This window comes from Pseudomonas sp. GXM4 (assembly GCF_008923895.1).
In the GTDB taxonomy this organism is placed as follows: domain Bacteria; phylum Pseudomonadota; class Gammaproteobacteria; order Pseudomonadales; family Pseudomonadaceae; genus Aquipseudomonas; species Aquipseudomonas atacamensis.
The window spans coordinates 45,598-61,040 of record NZ_WBRZ01000005.1; the positions used below are offsets into that span (position 1 = coordinate 45,598).

General features: G+C 59.8%; 16 protein-coding genes and 2 pseudogenes. 16 read left to right on the plus strand and 2 right to left on the minus strand.

Going from position 1 to position 15,443, the window contains the following annotated elements; translation table 11 throughout:
- Window positions 1–2 precede the first annotated feature (2 nt).
- The 16 genes from fliH to F8N49_RS02020 all read left to right on the plus strand — a co-directional run bounded on the left by fliH (window position 3) and on the right by F8N49_RS02020 (window position 13,044).
- A complete protein-coding gene (gene fliH, locus F8N49_RS01945) occupies window positions 3–809 on the plus strand; it encodes a flagellar assembly protein FliH (RefSeq protein WP_151550686.1) in 807 nt (268 codons plus the stop codon).
- Window positions 799–2,157 carry a flagellar protein export ATPase FliI gene (gene fliI, locus F8N49_RS01950; protein WP_016771077.1) on the plus strand — a complete coding sequence of 453 codons (1,359 nt, stop codon included), beginning with the start codon at window positions 799–801 and terminating at the stop codon, window positions 2,155–2,157. The genes fliH and fliI overlap by 11 nt, the downstream gene beginning before the upstream one ends.
- Before the next feature lie 6 nt (window positions 2,158–2,163).
- The gene (gene fliJ, locus F8N49_RS01955) at window positions 2,164–2,613 is read left to right on the plus strand and encodes a flagellar export protein FliJ (protein WP_122747427.1); all 450 of its coding nucleotides are present in this window, start codon (window positions 2,164–2,166) and stop codon (window positions 2,611–2,613) included.
- A 164-nt stretch (window positions 2,614–2,777) separates the two neighbouring features.
- Window positions 2,778–3,083, plus strand: coding sequence for an STAS domain-containing protein (locus F8N49_RS01960; protein WP_016771075.1), 306 nt, complete (start codon window positions 2,778–2,780; stop codon window positions 3,081–3,083).
- A gap of 5 nt (window positions 3,084–3,088) precedes the next feature.
- Window positions 3,089–4,792 (plus strand): fused response regulator/phosphatase, encoded by a 1,704-nt coding sequence (locus tag F8N49_RS01965; protein ID WP_151550687.1) that lies wholly within the window; start codon window positions 3,089–3,091, stop codon window positions 4,790–4,792.
- Window positions 4,793–4,822: 30 nt separating this feature from the next.
- On the plus strand, window positions 4,823–5,170 hold the full coding sequence (locus F8N49_RS01970) for an Hpt domain-containing protein (protein WP_151550688.1): 348 nt from the start codon (window positions 4,823–4,825) through the stop codon (window positions 5,168–5,170).
- 105 nt (window positions 5,171–5,275) lie between these two features.
- Window positions 5,276–6,643, plus strand: coding sequence for a flagellar hook-length control protein FliK (locus F8N49_RS01975; RefSeq protein ID WP_151550689.1), 1,368 nt, complete (start codon window positions 5,276–5,278; stop codon window positions 6,641–6,643).
- A gap of 213 nt (window positions 6,644–6,856) precedes the next feature.
- Window positions 6,857–7,360 (plus strand): flagellar basal body-associated protein FliL, encoded by a 504-nt coding sequence (gene fliL / locus F8N49_RS01980; protein WP_016771071.1) that lies wholly within the window; start codon window positions 6,857–6,859, stop codon window positions 7,358–7,360.
- Window positions 7,361–7,369: 9 nt separating this feature from the next.
- Window positions 7,370–8,338, plus strand: coding sequence for a flagellar motor switch protein FliM (gene fliM / locus F8N49_RS01985; protein WP_003222890.1), 969 nt, complete (start codon window positions 7,370–7,372; stop codon window positions 8,336–8,338).
- Window positions 8,339–8,393: 55 nt separating this feature from the next.
- Window positions 8,394–8,852 (plus strand): flagellar motor switch protein FliN, encoded by a 459-nt coding sequence (gene fliN / locus F8N49_RS01990; protein ID WP_016771070.1) that lies wholly within the window; start codon window positions 8,394–8,396, stop codon window positions 8,850–8,852.
- Entirely contained in the window at window positions 8,853–9,305 is a 453-nt protein-coding gene (gene fliO, locus F8N49_RS01995) for a flagellar biosynthetic protein FliO (protein WP_024012109.1), read from the plus strand.
- Entirely contained in the window at window positions 9,305–10,063 is a 759-nt protein-coding gene (gene fliP, locus F8N49_RS02000) for a flagellar type III secretion system pore protein FliP (protein ID WP_071171446.1), read from the plus strand. The genes fliO and fliP overlap by 1 nt, the downstream gene beginning before the upstream one ends.
- Window positions 10,060–10,329: a flagellar biosynthesis protein FliQ gene (fliQ, locus tag F8N49_RS02005; RefSeq protein ID WP_016771067.1), complete on the plus strand. Its 270-nt coding sequence runs from the start codon at window positions 10,060–10,062 to the stop codon at window positions 10,327–10,329. Before fliP ends, fliQ begins: the two co-directional genes overlap by 4 nt.
- Before the next feature lie 3 nt (window positions 10,330–10,332).
- Window positions 10,333–11,118 carry a flagellar biosynthetic protein FliR gene (gene fliR, locus F8N49_RS02010; RefSeq protein WP_071171447.1) on the plus strand — a complete coding sequence of 262 codons (786 nt, stop codon included), beginning with the start codon at window positions 10,333–10,335 and terminating at the stop codon, window positions 11,116–11,118.
- A gap of 3 nt (window positions 11,119–11,121) precedes the next feature.
- A complete protein-coding gene (flhB, locus tag F8N49_RS02015) occupies window positions 11,122–12,261 on the plus strand; it encodes a flagellar biosynthesis protein FlhB (protein WP_071171448.1) in 1,140 nt (379 codons plus the stop codon).
- 114 nt (window positions 12,262–12,375) lie between these two features.
- Window positions 12,376–13,044, plus strand: a complete 669-nt coding sequence (locus F8N49_RS02020) for a hypothetical protein (RefSeq protein WP_071171449.1) — start codon at window positions 12,376–12,378, stop codon at window positions 13,042–13,044.
- A 58-nt stretch (window positions 13,045–13,102) separates the two neighbouring features.
- Here the strand turns inward: F8N49_RS02020 and F8N49_RS02025 are convergent.
- Window positions 13,103–13,366, minus strand: a pseudogene (locus F8N49_RS02025) (DUF6124 family protein); the annotation flags it as partial.
- An 18-nt stretch (window positions 13,367–13,384) separates the two neighbouring features.
- A pseudogene (locus F8N49_RS27830) lies at window positions 13,385–15,443 on the minus strand (hypothetical protein); the annotation flags it as partial.

The following is a 15,443-nucleotide window of genomic DNA, read 5'->3' on the forward strand; positions in this document are numbered from 1 at the left end:
CCATGGATAAGCCTGACGAATCTGTGACGGATCTGATCCGCGCCCGCGATGTTCGTGGTTTCGAATCCTGGGCGCTGCCCAGCTTCGACCCGCCGAAACCGGAACCCGAGCCGGAACCCGAGCCCGAACCGCCGGAAATGGAAGAAGTGCCGCTGGAAGAAGTCCAGCCACTGACCCTGGAAGAACTCGAAAGTATCCGTCAGGAGGCTTACAACGAGGGCTTCGCCATCGGCGAAAAAGAAGGTTTTCACAGCACCACGCTGAAGGTGCGTCAGGAAGCCGAAACGGCGCTGGCGGCGAAAATCGCCAGCCTCGAGCTGTTGATGGCCAACCTGTTCGAACCGATCGCCGAGCAAGACACCCAGATTGAAAAGTCGCTGGTTGACCTCGTGCAACACATCACCAAGCAGGTGATCAAGCGCGAACTGGCCATCGATTCAACGCAGATCGAACACGTCATGCGCGATGCCCTCAAGCTATTGCCGCTGGGCGTGGAAAACGTGCGCCTGTACGTCAATCCGCAGGATTTCGCCCAGGTCAAAGCCCTGCGCGAACGCCACGAAGAAAGCTGGCGCATCGTCGAAGACGAGTCGCTGTTGCCGGGCGGCTGCCGGGTTGAAACCGAGCACAGCCGCATCGACGCGAGCGTCGAATCGCGGGTGACCCAGGTCATGGCCAAGCTGTTCGACCAATTGCACGAGCAAGCCCTGCACCCGGCAACGCCGGACTTGAGTCTGGAAATCCCCGAAGACACCCCAGTGGCTGTCGACTCTGACGAGCCGAGCGCGGACGCCAGCGATGCGCCTTGAACGCACCAGCTTCGCCAAGCGCCTGAGCACCTACGCCGAGGCCACCGAGATTGCCGGCGCGCCGATCCTTGAAGGTCGGCTGCTGCGCATGGTCGGCCTGACCCTCGAAGCCGAAGGCTTGCGCGCCGCCATGGGCACCCGTTGCATGGTGATCAATGACGACAGCTACCACCCGTCCCAGGTGGAAGCGGAAGTCATGGGTTTTTCCGGCAGCAAAGTCTTTCTGATGCCGGTCGGCAGCGTCGCCGGCATCGCCCCGGGCGCCCGCGTGGTGCCGCTGGCCGATACCGGCCGTTTGCCGATGGGCATGAGCATGCTTGGCCGTGTCCTCGACGGCGCCGGCCGCGCGCTGGACGGCAAGGGCGGCATGAAGGCCGAAGACTGGGTACCGATGGATGGCCCGACCATCAACCCGCTCAACCGTGATCCGATCAGCGTACCGCTGGACGTCGGCATCCGTTGCATCAACGGTTTGCTGACGGTCGGCCGTGGTCAGCGTCTGGGTCTGTTCGCCGGTACCGGTGTCGGTAAATCGGTGCTGTTGGGCATGATGACCCGCTTCACCGAGGCCGACATCATCGTCGTCGGCCTGATCGGTGAGCGTGGTCGCGAAGTTAAGGAATTCATCGAACACATTCTCGGTGAAGAAGGCCTTAAACGTTCGGTAGTGGTCGCCTCGCCAGCAGACGACGCACCGCTGATGCGTATGCGCGCGGCAATGTATTGCACGCGCATCGCCGAGTATTTCCGCGACAAGGGCAAGAACGTTCTGCTGCTGATGGACTCGCTGACCCGTTTCGCCCAGGCCCAGCGGGAAATCGCTCTGGCCATCGGTGAGCCGCCAGCAACCAAGGGTTATCCGCCCTCGGTGTTCGCCAAACTGCCGAAACTGGTGGAGCGCGCCGGTAACGCGGAGAAGGGCGGTGGCTCGATCACGGCGTTCTACACCGTACTGTCCGAAGGCGATGACCAGCAGGACCCGATTGCCGACTCGGCGCGGGGCGTGCTCGACGGCCACATCGTCCTGTCGCGGCGCCTGGCCGAGGAAGGCCACTATCCGGCGATCGACATCGAAGCGTCGATCAGCCGGGTGATGCCGGCGGTGGTTTCGCCGGATCACATGCAGCGCGCGCAGTATTTCAAGCAGCTTTGGTCGCGCTATCAACAGAGCCGTGATTTGATCAGCGTCGGTGCCTACGTGGCCGGTGGCGATCGCGAGACCGATCTGGCGATTTCCCTGCAACCACAACTGGTCAGGTATCAGCGCCAGGGCCTCAACGACAAAATAAATCTGGGTGAAAGTCAGGCCTATCTGGAAACCCTGTTCGCCCCTGCGGCGGGCGGGTAACCGGCCATGGCCGTCAGCCGCGCCGCGCGCCTGGCACCGGTGGTGGACATGGCCGAAAAGGCCGAGAAAGCCGCCGTGCAGCGCCTCGCCTACTTTCAGGGCCAGGTCAAAGTTGCCGAAAGCAAACTGGCCGACCTCAATGCCTTTCGTCTGGATTACTCGCAGCAATGGATCGTGCGCGGCAGCACCGGCGTGACCGGGCAATGGCTGCTGGGCTTTCAGGGTTTTCTCGCGCAACTCGACACCGCCGTCGACCAGCAACGGCAGAGCCTGGTCTGGCACCAGAACAAACTCGACAAGGCGCGTGAGGAGTGGCAGCAGGCGTTTGCCCGCGTCGAGGGTTTGCGCAAACTGGTGCAGCGCTATCGTGATGAGGCGCAACGCCTTGAAGACAGGCGCGAGCAGAAGCTGCTCGATGAACTGTCACAGCGTTTGCCACGGCGTGATGCCTTTTAAAGATCAAAAGATCGCAGCCTTCGGCAGCTCCTACAGGGGAATGCATTTTCAAATGTAGGAGCTGCCGGAGGCTGCGATCTTTTGATCTGCTTTTCCAGCCTTGCCCCAACCCTATCCAGGTGCTACACCTTGTACAGGTTCGTCAATGACAAGGAAGCCAGTCAATGTCAGTCGTTACAGAAGTCTCTCCAGACCAGAAAAAGCTCACCATCGCCGTCAAAGGCCGGTTCGATTTCGGTCGCCATCAGGAATTTCGCGAGTCGTATGAACGGCTCCCACACAAACCCGAATCCATCGTGGTCGACCTCAAAGAGGCCACTTATCTCGACAGCTCAGCGCTGGGCATGCTGCTTCTGCTGCGTGATCACGCCGGTGGCGACGAGTCGGATATCCGTGTCGTCAACAGCAGCTCCGATGTGAAGAAAATCCTCGCGATTTCCAACTTCGACAAACTCTTCGACATCAGTTGACGCCCATGCAGGCGCAAGAGCCGCTGACCATTCTTATCGCCGAAGACAGCGCCGCCGACCGGCTGCTGCTGTCGACCATCGTCCGCCGTCAGGGCCATCAGGTGCTGACGGCGGCCAATGGTGCCGAAGCGGTCGAAACGTTCAAAGAGCAGCAGCCCGATCTGGTGTTGATGGACGCGCTGATGCCGGTGATGGACGGCTTCGAAGCGGCGCGGCAGATCAAGGCACTGGCGGGTGAAGCATTGGTGCCTATCATCTTCCTCACCTCGCTGACCGAGAGTGAAGCGCTGGCCCGGTGTCTGGAGGCGGGCGGTGACGATTTTCTGGCGAAGCCGTACAACCAAGTGATACTCGCCGCCAAAATCAAGGCGATGGATCGCTTGCGCCGCCTTCAGGCGACTGTCCTGCAGCAGCGCGATCTGATCGCCAGACATCACGACTATCTGCTCAACGAACAACGCGTGGCCAAAGCGGTGTTCGACAAGGTCGCGCATTCCGGTTGCCTGAGTGCGCCGAACATCCGATACCTGCAATCGCCTTACGCGCTGTTCAACGGCGATCTGTTGCTGGCGGCGTACACGCCGGCCGGTGACATGCACGTCATGCTCGGCGATTTCACCGGGCATGGTTTGCCGGCAGCGGTGGGGGCGATGCCGCTGGCCGAAGTGTTTTATGGGATGACCGCCAAGGGCTATGGCCTGGCCGAAACCCTGCGCGAGATGAACGCCAAGCTCAAACGCATCCTGCCGGTGGACATGTTCTGCTGCGCTACCTTGCTCAGTCTGAGTTTCCAGAGCCGTTCGGTGGAGGTGTGGAACGGCGGCATGCCCGACGGTTACTTGCACCGCATGGCCGGTGGCGAACGCGTGCCGTTGCCGGCGCGGCATTTGCCCCTGGGGATTCTCAGCGCGCAGGCCTTCGATGACCGTACGGATGTCTATCCGATGGCCGTCGATGATCGGGTGTTTCTGTTATCGGACGGGGTAATCGATACCTGCGATGCCAATGACCAGTTGTTCGGCGTCGAACGCTTGCAGCAGGTGTTTGCGGCGAACCGCGAGCCGGATCGGTTGTTCGAGGATATCGAACAGGCACTGCGCGATTTTCGCGGGCTGGCCCGCGACGATGTGAGCATGGTCGAAGTCAGTCTGCTTGAGTCGGCGCAGACCCACGGCGCGGCGCCGGTGTATTCCGACAGCGGCCAGTCGTGCCCGCTGGACTGGTCGGCCAGTTTCGAATTTCGCGGCGCCACGCTCAGGCGCTTCAATCCGTTGCCGTTCCTCTTGCAGTTGCTGCTTGAGGTGCATGGGTTGCGCGCGCAAAGCGGGGCGCTGTACAGCGTGCTCGCCGAGTTGTATTCCAATGGCCTGGAGCACGGCGTGCTCGGGCTGGACTCCAGCCTTAAACGCGATGCGGCAGGTTTCGCCCGCTACTATGAAATGCGCGCGGCGCGGCTGGAGGCGCTGCAAGACGGTTTCGTGCGCGTGCATCTGCAGGTCCAGCCGCAAGGCGAGGGCGGGCGGCTGGTCATTCGCGTCGAGGACAGCGGCAAGGGCTTTGATGTGGCGCGGGTCATGGAGCGGCCCGTGGATAACGTCCGCTTGTCGGGACGCGGCATCGGTCTGGTCCGGCAACTGGGGCGCAACGCCAGTTGGTCAGACCAGGGTCGTAGTGCCAGCGTGGAGTTTTTCTGGGAGATTGAGGCATAATCCGCCCATTCTTGATCAAGGAGTGAGCAAGTGACAGACACACATATTGATCGCGAAGTCCTCGATACTTTGCGCGAGGTGATGGAGGACGGCTATACGGAATTGCTGGAGACTTTTCTGGCAGATTCGCAAAGCCGCCTGCACGAGTTGCAGGACAGCACCAGCGTCAAAGCGCTTTCCGATGTAGCCCATAGCTTCAAGGGCAGCGCGAGCAACATGGGCGCGGTTCGACTGGCTGAGTTGTGCCAGGACCTTGAGTCGAATGCCAAGGACAAAAGTCCGGAAGCGCTCGCTCAACTGGTGGCCGATATCCATTCCGAATTCGCCGAAGTACGCCCGGTGTACGAAAGCGAAAAGCACCACGCCCACATCCACTGAAGCTGCCGCCCGGCGCTTTTCGCAAGTGTCTGGCCAAACTGGCCCGGCACTTGCAGTTATCTTGCTCAACTGTACCTACGATCCCAGTGCAGCGGAGACCGTGTCATGCCTGCGACCCCCAACATTCTTCTTCAGACCGCCGCTCAGGCCAAGGCGCAAGCCGCCTCTGCCAAATCGTCGGCAATGGCCGCAGACGCCGGGGACAAGGCCTCCAGCTTCGCCAGAGTGTTTGCCGATCAGGCGCCGGCCAAGCCTGCCGTGAGCGCCGACAACTCAGTCAAGCCGGCACGCGATAAGGTCGCAGACAGCAGCGGCAAAAAGGATATCGGCAAAGATCAGTCTGCCGCGCCCGAGCCAGCTGTTGCCGATAGCGGCAAAGCGTTGCCTGCCGACAAAGCGGCGACGAGCGACGACGCGACTGCCACTGCCGATGACACCGCTGAAACCGTACAAACCCCTGTGGCTGATGCCGCGCCAGTAAACCCGGCCCTTGATCCGGCCTTGGCGCAAGTCGTTCAGCCGTTGGTGGCAGCGCCTGTGGTGCAAGCACCAACAGTCACCACGCCAGCCCAGCCGGAAACCGAAGCGCCTGCACTGGCGGTCGTGTCGGGCATGGTCAAAGATCCGGCGGCCACCGACAGCGAATTTGATCCGACAGCCGACCCGCTCGATTCGCTGCCGGCCGTGCGCATGGCGATGGAGCAGGGCGGGCATATTTCCGCCGCCAGCCAGGCGCAACCGAAAGCCACGCCTGCTCAAGCTCAGGCTGACGGCGAATTGACCGCCGCGCAGAACTTTGCCGCCGGCATGGCCAGCATGCTCGACGTGCAGGCCGACAAGGACAGCACCAGCCAAGGCGGCGAACAAGCTTTTAGCGGGCTGATCGACGATGGCCTGAAGGATCTGAAGTCCGCCACCAGCGACACCCGTGTCGACGACTTCGCCAACCGTCTCGCGGCACTGACCCAGGCCGCTACGCCGAAAACCGCGAATGCGCTGCCGGTGAATCAGCCGATCGCCATGCACCAGAGTGGCTGGACCGAAGAAGTGGTCAACCGCGTCATGTACCTGTCCAGCGTCAACCTGAAGGCCGCCGACATTCAGTTGCAGCCGGCGGAGCTGGGGCGTCTGGATATCCGCGTGAACATGGTTCCCGATCAGCAGACCCAGGTCACCTTCATGAGCGCGCATCCGAGCGTGCGTGAAGCGCTCGACAGCCAGATGCACCGCCTGCGCGACATGTTCAACCAGCAGGGCATGGGCCAGGTCGACGTCAACGTCGCCGACCAGAACGGTGGCTGGCAGGGGCAGCAAGGCCAGGAGCAGGCGCAGCAGGGGCAGAGTGGCCGGACCAGCGCTGCCGGCGGACGCCTGGATTCGGCGGATGAGGAATTGGCACCCGCTACTGTCGCTGAAGTGGCGGCGCAGACTACCAGCGTCATTGGCAGCAGCGCGGTCGACTATTACGCCTGACGCAACGCAATACCCAATGTGGGAGCGAGCCTGCTCGCGAATACGATGTGATATTCAACCTATATGTTGACTGACACATTGCTTTCGCGAGCAGGCTCGCTCCCACATTTGTTTATGGCGCCGTTCAGATGACGCGCTGACACTTCTGGCATAACACTTGCTCTTGCCTTGCCGTGCGACTGTGAAACCCCCGATTAGTGACGGATTATTGGCATGGCGAAGAGCGAAGCTGCAGCAGTAAAAGACCCCGCAACCAAAGGCAAACTCAAGCTGATCATCGTGATCGTGCTGGCGTTGCTGGTGGCCATTGGTGCATCCGTCGGGGCGACCTGGTTCTTCATGCACGGCGCGCAAAGCAAGCCTGCCGAGGCCGCTGAAGCAGCGCCGGTCGGCAAGCAGGCGGCGATTTTCGAGCCGATGGCGCCGGCCTTCGTTGCCAACTACAACCAGAACGGCCGTCAGCGCTACATGCAGGTGAGCATCACCATGCTGGCGCGTAATCAGGCCGATCTGGACGCGCTCAAAGTGCACATGCCGGTTATCCGCAACAACCTGGTGATGCTCTTCTCCGGTCAGGATTTCGCCACACTGGCGACCCCGGTCGGCCAGGAGATGTTGCGCCAGAAGGCCACCGCCAGCGTCCAGGAAGTGGCGCAGAAAGAACTGGGCAAAGTGGTCATCGAACAGTTGCTTTTCACTAATTTCGTACTGCAGTAGGAACACGACATGGCCGTGCAGGATCTGCTGTCCCAGGATGAAATCGATGCGCTCTTGCATGGCGTCGATGATGGTCTGGTACAGACCGATAATGCTGCCGAACCCGGCAGTGTCAAAAGCTACGACCTGACCAGCCAGGATCGCATCGTCCGTGGACGCATGCCGACGCTGGAAATGATCAACGAGCGCTTTGCCCGCTACACCCGCATCAGCATGTTCAACATGCTGCGCCGCTCGGCGGACGTGGCTGTCGGTGGCGTGCAGGTGATGAAGTTCGGCGAATACGTGCACTCGCTGTACGTGCCGACCAGCCTCAACCTGGTCAAGATCAAACCGCTGCGCGGCACTGCGCTGTTCATCCTCGACGCCAAACTGGTGTTCAAACTGGTGGACAACTTCTTCGGCGGCGACGGCCGTCACGCCAAGATCGAAGGGCGTGAATTCACCCCGACCGAACTGCGCGTGGTGCGCATGGTGCTCGAGCAGGCCTTCGTCGATCTGAAAGAAGCCTGGCAGGCGATCATGGAAGTCAATTTCGAGTACATCAACTCGGAAGTGAACCCGGCCATGGCCAACATCGTCGGCCCGAGCGAAGCGATTGTGGTCTCCACCTTCCACATCGAACTCGATGGCGGTGGGGGCGATCTGCACGTGACCATGCCGTACTCGATGATCGAGCCGGTGCGGGAAATGCTCGACGCCGGTTTCCAGTCCGACCTCGACGATCAGGACGAGCGCTGGGTCAATGCCCTGCGCCAGGACGTGCTCGATGTCGACGTGCCGATCGGTGCCACCGTGGCCCGCCGCCAGTTGAAGCTGCGCGACATCCTGCACATGCAGCCGGGCGATGTGATCCCGGTCGAGATGCCGGAAGACATGATCATGCGCGCCAACGGCGTGCCGGCCTTCAAGGTCAAGATGGGCTCGCACAAAGGCAACCTCGCGTTGCAAGTGATCGAGCCGATCGAGCGTCGCTGAGGCGGCGCTTTTCACCCCCGTATTTAACCGAATTGTTGCCCGCCGAGGACACATGATGAACGACGATATGAACGCGCAGGACGACCAGGCACTCGCCGATGAATGGGCTGCGGCCCTGGAAGAAACCGGTGATGCCGGCCAGGCTGACATCGATGCACTGCTGGCTGCCGACGCCGGCACTTCCAGCTCCAACCGTCTGCCGATGGAAGAGTTCGGCAGCGTGCCGAAGAACAACGATCCGGTGACCCTCGACGGTCCGAACCTGGACGTGATCCTCGACATTCCAGTGTCGATCTCCATGGAAGTCGGCAGCACCGACATCAACATCCGCAACCTGCTGCAACTCAACCAGGGTTCGGTGATCGAGCTTGATCGTCTGGCCGGTGAGCCGCTCGACGTGCTGGTCAACGGCACCTTGATCGCCCACGGCGAAGTAGTGGTGGTCAACGAGAAGTTCGGCATCCGCCTGACCGACGTGATCAGCCCAAGCGAACGCATCAAGAAGCTGCGCTGAGTGAAAAGGTTTCTCTGGGTGCTGCTGGCATGGCCGTTGAGCGTGCTGGCTGCCGAGCCGAGCGCAACCACTGCCGCGCCTGCCGCCACCGCGCCGATGGTCAACAGCGGCGTGGCCGGTCAGTTGACGCAACTGGTGTTCGGTTTGCTGCTGGTGCTGGGCTTGATCTTCTTCCTCGCCTGGCTGTTGCGCCGCGTGCAGCAGGCGGGGCCAGCGGGCAAGGGTCAGGTAATCGAGCTGATCGGCTCACGCGCGCTCGGTCCGCGTGACCGCTTGATGCTGGTGCAGGTCGGCAACGAGCAGATTCTGCTCGGCCTCAGCCCCGGCACCATCACCGCGCTGCATGTGCTCAAAGAGCCGGTCGAAGTCCCCACCGCCAGTGAAAAAGCGACGCCGGAATTTGCTCAGCATCTGCTGAAGATTCTTGGCAAGGACCAAAAGGATACGAAGTAATGGGTGCGCTCCGCATCGTCTTGACGCTGCTCCTGTTGCTGGCCGCGCCGCTGGCGTTCGCCGCCGATCCGTTGTCGATCCCGGCGATCACGCTGGGCACCAATGCCGACGGCGCGCAGGAATATTCGGTCAGTCTGCAGATCCTGCTGATCATGACCGCGCTGAGCTTTATTCCAGCGGCGGTCATCCTGATGACCAGCTTCACGCGGATCATCATCGTCTTCTCGATCCTGCGTCAGGCCCTCGGCCTGCAACAGACGCCGTCGAACCAGATCCTCACCGGCATGGCGCTGTTCCTGACGCTGTTCATCATGGCGCCGGTATTCGACCGGGTGAACAACGACGCGCTGCAACCGTATCTGGCGGAAACCCTCACCGCCCAGCAAGCGGTGGAAAAGGCTCAGGTGCCGATCAAGGACTTCATGCTCGCCCAGACCCGCACCAGCGATCTGGAGCTGTTCATGCGCCTGTCCAAGCGCACCGACATCGCCAGCCCAGATCAGGCGCCGCTGACCATTCTGGTACCGGCGTTCGTGACCTCCGAGCTTAAAACCGCCTTCCAGATCGGCTTCATGATCTTCATTCCGTTCCTGATCATCGACCTAGTCGTGGCGAGCGTGCTGATGGCCATGGGTATGATGATGCTCTCGCCGCTGATCATCTCGCTGCCGTTCAAGATCATGCTGTTCGTGCTGGTCGATGGCTGGGCGCTGATCATCGGTACTCTGGCCAGCAGTTTTGGAGGTGTTTCGCCATGACGCCGGAAGTCGCGGTCGATATCTTTCGTGAAGCCCTGTGGCTGACCACCATGATGGTTGCAATCTTGGTGGTGCCGAGCCTGCTGGTCGGCCTGCTGGTGTCGATGTTCCAGGCCGCCACGCAGATCAACGAACAGACCCTGAGCTTCCTGCCGCGTCTGCTGGTGATGTTGGTGACCCTGATCATTGGCGGTCCGTGGATCGTGCAGACGTTCATGGAATACATCATCCAGCTGTACAAAAACATTCCGATGGTCATCGGCTAAGCCATGCAGTCGCTGCTTCAGCTGACCGACACCCAGATCAGCACCTGGGTGGCGTCGTTCATGTTGCCGCTGTTTCGCGTCGCCTCGATGCTGATGGTCATGCCGGTGTTCGGCACCACCCTGATTCCGCGGCGCGTGCGTCTGTATTTCGCCGTCGCGATCACCGTGGTCATCACCCCGGCGCTGCCGCCGATGCCCGCCGTCAGCCCGCTGGATCTCAGCGGCTTGCTGCTGATCGGCGAGCAGATTCTGGTCGGCGCCGTGCTCGGCTTTTCCCTGCAATTGTTCTTCCAGGCCTTCGCCGTCGCCGGGCAGATTGTCGCGGTGCAGATGGGCATGGGCTTCGCCTCGATGATCGATCCTACCAACGGCGTTTCGGTGGCGGTGATCGGGCAGTTTTTCACCATGCTGGTGACGCTGCTGTTCCTGTCAATGAACGGCCATCTGGTGGTATTCGAAGTCCTGACTGAAAGCTTCACCACGCTGCCGGTCGGTGGCGGTTTGATGGTTGCGCATTACTGGGAACTGGCGGGCAAACTCGGCTGGGTACTCGGCGCCGCCTTGCTGCTGGTGTTGCCGGCGATCACCGCACTGCTGGTAGTCAACATCGCCTTCGGCGTGATGACACGCGCTGCGCCGCAACTGAACATCTTCTCGATCGGTTTCCCACTGACCATGGTGCTCGGCCTGTTCATCGTCTGGGTGGGGCTTGCGGACATTCTCAACCAGTATCAACCCTTGGCCAGCGAGGCCTTGCAGTTGCTACGCGAACTGGCACGGGCGCGCTGAGTCATGGCAGAGAGCGAGAGCGGTCAGGACAAAACAGAAGACCCCACGGAGAAACGCAAAAAGGACTCCCGTGAGAAGGGTGAGATTGCCCGCTCCAAAGAGCTCAACACTCTGGCTGTGATGATGGCCGGTGCCTCTGCGCTGCTGATCTTCGGCGGCATGCTCGCGCAAGAAATGATGGACGTGATGCGCCTGAACTTCACCCTGTCGCGCGAAGTGGTCATGGATCAGGGCGCCATGGGCCGATTTTTGCTGGAGTCGGGCCTGATCGCCTTGCTGGCGATTCAGCCGGTAATGATCACGCTGTTGCTCGCCGCCATCATCGGACCGATCTCTCTCGGTGGCTGGCTGTTTGCCGCAAAGTCGCTGGCGCCGAAGTTCAGCCGGATGAATCCGGCAGCCGGCATCAAGCGCATGTTTTCGTTCAAGGCTGTGGTCGAGCTGCTCAAGGCCCTTGCGAAATTTCTGATTACCCTGGGCGTGGCGCTGGTGGTGCTGTCCGCCGACGTCGATGATTTTCTGCGCATTGCCCACGAACCACTGGACATGGCGATCATCCACAGCGTGTTGCTGGTGGGCTGGAGCACCCTCTGGCTGGCCTGCGGCCTGATCATCATCGCCGCCGTCGACGTGCCGGTGCAGCTCTGGGAAGCGCACAAGAAACTGCTGATGACCAAGCAGGAAGTGCGCGACGAACACAAGGACCAGGAAGGCCGCCCGGAGGTCAAACAACGCATCCGCCAGACCCAGCGCGAGATGTCCCAGCGCCGCATGATGGCCGCAATCCCCGAAGCCGACGTGGTCATCACCAACCCGACCCACTACGCGGTCGCGCTCAAATACGACTCGGAGAAGGGCGGCGCGCCGGTGCTGCTGGCCAAGGGCAGCGACTTCATCGCTCTGAAAATCCGCGAAATCGCAGTGGCCAACAACGTCATGCTGCTCGAGTCGCCTGCGTTGGCGCGCTCGATCTATTACTCAACTGAGCTTGAGCAGGAAATTCCTGGCGGGCTGTATCTGGCGGTGGCGCAGGTATTGGCCTACGTCTACCAGATCCGCCAGCACCAGGCAGGCAAGGGCAAACGGCCGGATCCGCTTAAGGATGATCTGCCTATTCCGCCGGATTTGCGTCGGGATTCCTGATGGTTACCGCTTGTCTGGAAAGTCTCGGAACCTGTCAACTCTGACAGTAGACGCCGCTCCCCAGCCGCGTTGCTATGCACTCGGGAATAATCCCTGAGCGCAGAGACGAAGATCATGGCAGAGCGAATCTATAAAAAACTTGAAGGAATGACGCTGGACTACGTTTCAGGGCAGTTGGAGGAAAACCCAAAGGAGCGATCCATACGTTACACGGTGAGCTTTGACCTCGATCTGGATTTCACTCACTTCGTGCAGATGGCTAACGTTTATATCCCTGATTACCTGAACAACCCGGTTAACGCCATCAGGCCTGAACTTGACGGCTTGGCGTACCACTATTCTTATAACTACCTATTCGATAGCGCAGGAAATATTCGCAACAAAATGGACTTGTTCGAACTGTTCACCTCGCCACGTTATTACATGGATCAATGGGCCACGGGTGTGGAGTTGGCGGTGCGCTACAGCAAGCCTGCGTTTGAGGTGTTCGGGCAAAAGTTGCGTATCACTGCAAGCAGGGATTTGCGACTGGTGGATGAAAGTCGAACGATCAGAATAGCAGATTTACCCCTCTTACAGTTTCATTGGGCGTTGAACCTGTTGCAAAGTGACCTCGCCGCTCCTGATGTCACTGCACCTTTGACCAAAGTCGTGCTCATGTACATGAACGAGGATTTCGTCGAGGTTGAAGGCCAATCGGTGCTTCGAGGTGTGAAGTATGTTGATCGCAATCAATTGGCGTTCGGCACTATCACGGCCAAACAGATGCTGACTGCGCAATAGCCGAATACTGCGCTTATCGTTCCCACACGGAGCTGGGAACGATCATCGTGACGCAGCGTTACTGCGGCAACTCCGGATTATCCAGCACCCGATTCACAGCCAGTTCGCCGAGCATGATCAACTGCGCAATCCCCATCAGCGTCCGCCGCTGCGATGGCTTTACCAGCCCGGCGAATTCCTGGGCGATGGTTTTCGCGGAGGCGAGGGTTTCGCAGGCGTTGGCCAGCAGGTCTTCGTTTTTGGTGTCGGCGGTGACGGCGTACATGGCGCGGGGGCTCTACGGCGGTGGAGTAGAGCCGGGTGGGCAGAGGTAGTGGTCGAGTCGGCCCTTCTCCTGAATCTAATTACTGCATGTTATTTTCTTTATGACTATGTATACAACTCCGAGAGGAGGCTTGGATGCAGGTAACTGAACTATTTCAAAGCTGGTATACGGTTGAGCGCTCGGCATGGTGTACTCAATGCTGACGTATTCCGCTGCATCGCTGCGTATGGGTTGGGAATGAAACATGCCCTGCGGCCCGATGAAATTTAAGCTACCAATAACTTCCGTAACGTAATCTTGAACTTTGTAGCTCTTTAGAATAACTGTTATCGTTTTGCGAGCTTGTGATTTTAAATCAAACACTAGTTTGTGCTGTCCATGTTCGTTATAGTAAAATCTGTTTGTGAGCGTTAATTCGCCAATAACATATGCGGGGGGCGGAGTTCCGCTAATTACATTATATGTAATGGTTGCACTCCCCACGTCTCGGATCTCGCCGTCCCGAAACGAGGATGAGCCAAAGTTGTCAATGATGATATCGACCGCTCGTATTGTAAGCGTCCTCGCCTCTGAGCTTTGTCCGGCCCCATAAAGTGCTTTGGCGGTAAAGCTGTGCATCGTCTCGCTCAACGCAGAAACAAACAATGTCCAGACGCCTGTTACCTGGTCGGCAATCGGTTGACCTTTGGAAGTAGTGCCATCCAGCACATCGACTTTATGTCCTTTGGCCGCGACACCGCTCAGGGTTACAGCGGTCTCGACCGTGATGCCGCCGTTGGGAATATCAGCGCCACTCGGTGAGCCTTTCGCCGAAGTGATGGTAGGCGCAGTCGCAGTCGTCACGGTCAACGTCCAGGCCACAGATGTTTGTCCCGAGCCGTACAGCGCTTTGGCGGTGAAACTGTGCGGAGCAACAGTCAGTGCGGAAACGAGCAACGTCCAGACGCCTGTTACCGGGTCGGCAATCGGTTGACCTTTGGAAGTAGTGCCATCCAGCACATCGACTTTCTGTCCTTTGGCCGCGACACCGCTCAGGGTTACAGCGGTCTCGACCGTGATGCCGCCGTTGGGGATATCGGCGCCGCTTGGCGAGCCTTTCGCCGAAGTGATGGTGGGTGCAGTGGCAGCTGTTACGGTAAAGGTCCTCGCCGCAGAGGTTTGTCCCGAACCGTACAGCGCTTTGGCAGTGAAACTGTGCTCGGCAACAGTCAGTGCGGCAACAAGCAATGTCCAGATGCCTGTTAGCGGGTCGGCGGTCGGTTGACCTTTTGAGGTAGTGCCGTCCAGCACATCGATTTTCTGTCCTTTGGCTGCTACACCGCTCAGCGTCACAGCGGTTTCGACCGTAGTGCCGCCGTTTGGAATATCCGCACCACTTGGTGAGCCTTTTACCGAGTCCAGGGTCGGCACTATGTTTTCATAGGCCTTGATCTTGTAAGTACGTAAAGCAAACGTCACGGCCTCGCTCTCGACTTGACTGCCGCCAAAGGCTGCCTTGAATTCCAGTTCCAGGTCACTGCCATCTTCCAGGCTTTGCAAGTCCGCCAGCGGAAAGCCGTGAGTGTAAAAACCCTGGTTGATCCACGTCGAATTGGTCTGCGAAGTCGGCGGTTGCCAGAACGTTCTTGAGTAGTCACCCCCGCTTTTTAAAGTCCCTTTCGCTTTGAGCCAGACATATTGTTTCAGCGCGATAAGGGGATAGCTGTTCACGCGAAGGGTGGCGTTCGAGGTCAATTGGCTGACGTCCAACTCGCTCCCTTCGCCTGCTTCGGATGCTTGCATGATCAGCGGCTTGGGTAAATGGCTCTGGGCAATTGGTAACACCGCCAACGTACGCGTCTGCGAGTCTTTCGGTTCCTGAGTGCCGCGTGTCACGGAGTAATCCAGGGTGATTGACTTGGCGAGGTTGAAGGCGAGCACCGAGACGGCCAGCGGTATTTCCTGCGGGCCGACGGTGGTGACGGGCCATGGCTCGGTGGTGTGCGAACCGGCAGCCGGCGTTCCGGCGGCGCCGGTCCAGCGGACGATGATCTTGTCGCCGACCAGCATGCCGTCATAGTCGATTACCGCCGTCAGTGCATTCTGGGCATCCAGTGGATCGAGGCTGGTGTCGTTCGGCGCTTCCTTGATTTTT

Excerpts from the sequence above, each read along its gene's own strand:
- F8N49_RS01960 (WP_016771075.1), top strand. The coding sequence starts at position 2,778 with ATGTCAGTCGTTACAGAAGTCTCTCCAGACCAGAAAAAGCTCACCATC.
- flhB (WP_071171448.1), top strand. The coding sequence starts at position 11,122 with ATGGCAGAGAGCGAGAGCGGTCAGGACAAAACAGAAGACCCCACGGAG.
- fliM (WP_003222890.1), top strand. The coding sequence starts at position 7,370 with ATGGCCGTGCAGGATCTGCTGTCCCAGGATGAAATCGATGCGCTCTTG.
- F8N49_RS02020 (WP_071171449.1), top strand. The coding sequence starts at position 12,376 with ATGGCAGAGCGAATCTATAAAAAACTTGAAGGAATGACGCTGGACTAC.
- fliP (WP_071171446.1), top strand. The coding sequence starts at position 9,305 with ATGGGTGCGCTCCGCATCGTCTTGACGCTGCTCCTGTTGCTGGCCGCG.
- F8N49_RS01975 (WP_151550689.1), top strand. The coding sequence starts at position 5,276 with ATGCCTGCGACCCCCAACATTCTTCTTCAGACCGCCGCTCAGGCCAAG.
- fliJ (WP_122747427.1), top strand. The coding sequence starts at position 2,164 with ATGGCCGTCAGCCGCGCCGCGCGCCTGGCACCGGTGGTGGACATGGCC.
- F8N49_RS01965 (WP_151550687.1), top strand. The coding sequence starts at position 3,089 with ATGCAGGCGCAAGAGCCGCTGACCATTCTTATCGCCGAAGACAGCGCC.
- fliN (WP_016771070.1), top strand. The coding sequence starts at position 8,394 with ATGAACGACGATATGAACGCGCAGGACGACCAGGCACTCGCCGATGAA.
- fliR (WP_071171447.1), top strand. The coding sequence starts at position 10,333 with ATGCAGTCGCTGCTTCAGCTGACCGACACCCAGATCAGCACCTGGGTG.
- fliI (WP_016771077.1), top strand. The coding sequence starts at position 799 with ATGCGCCTTGAACGCACCAGCTTCGCCAAGCGCCTGAGCACCTACGCC.
- fliH (WP_151550686.1), top strand. The coding sequence starts at position 3 with ATGGATAAGCCTGACGAATCTGTGACGGATCTGATCCGCGCCCGCGAT.
- fliQ (WP_016771067.1), top strand. The coding sequence starts at position 10,060 with ATGACGCCGGAAGTCGCGGTCGATATCTTTCGTGAAGCCCTGTGGCTG.
- fliL (WP_016771071.1), top strand. The coding sequence starts at position 6,857 with ATGGCGAAGAGCGAAGCTGCAGCAGTAAAAGACCCCGCAACCAAAGGC.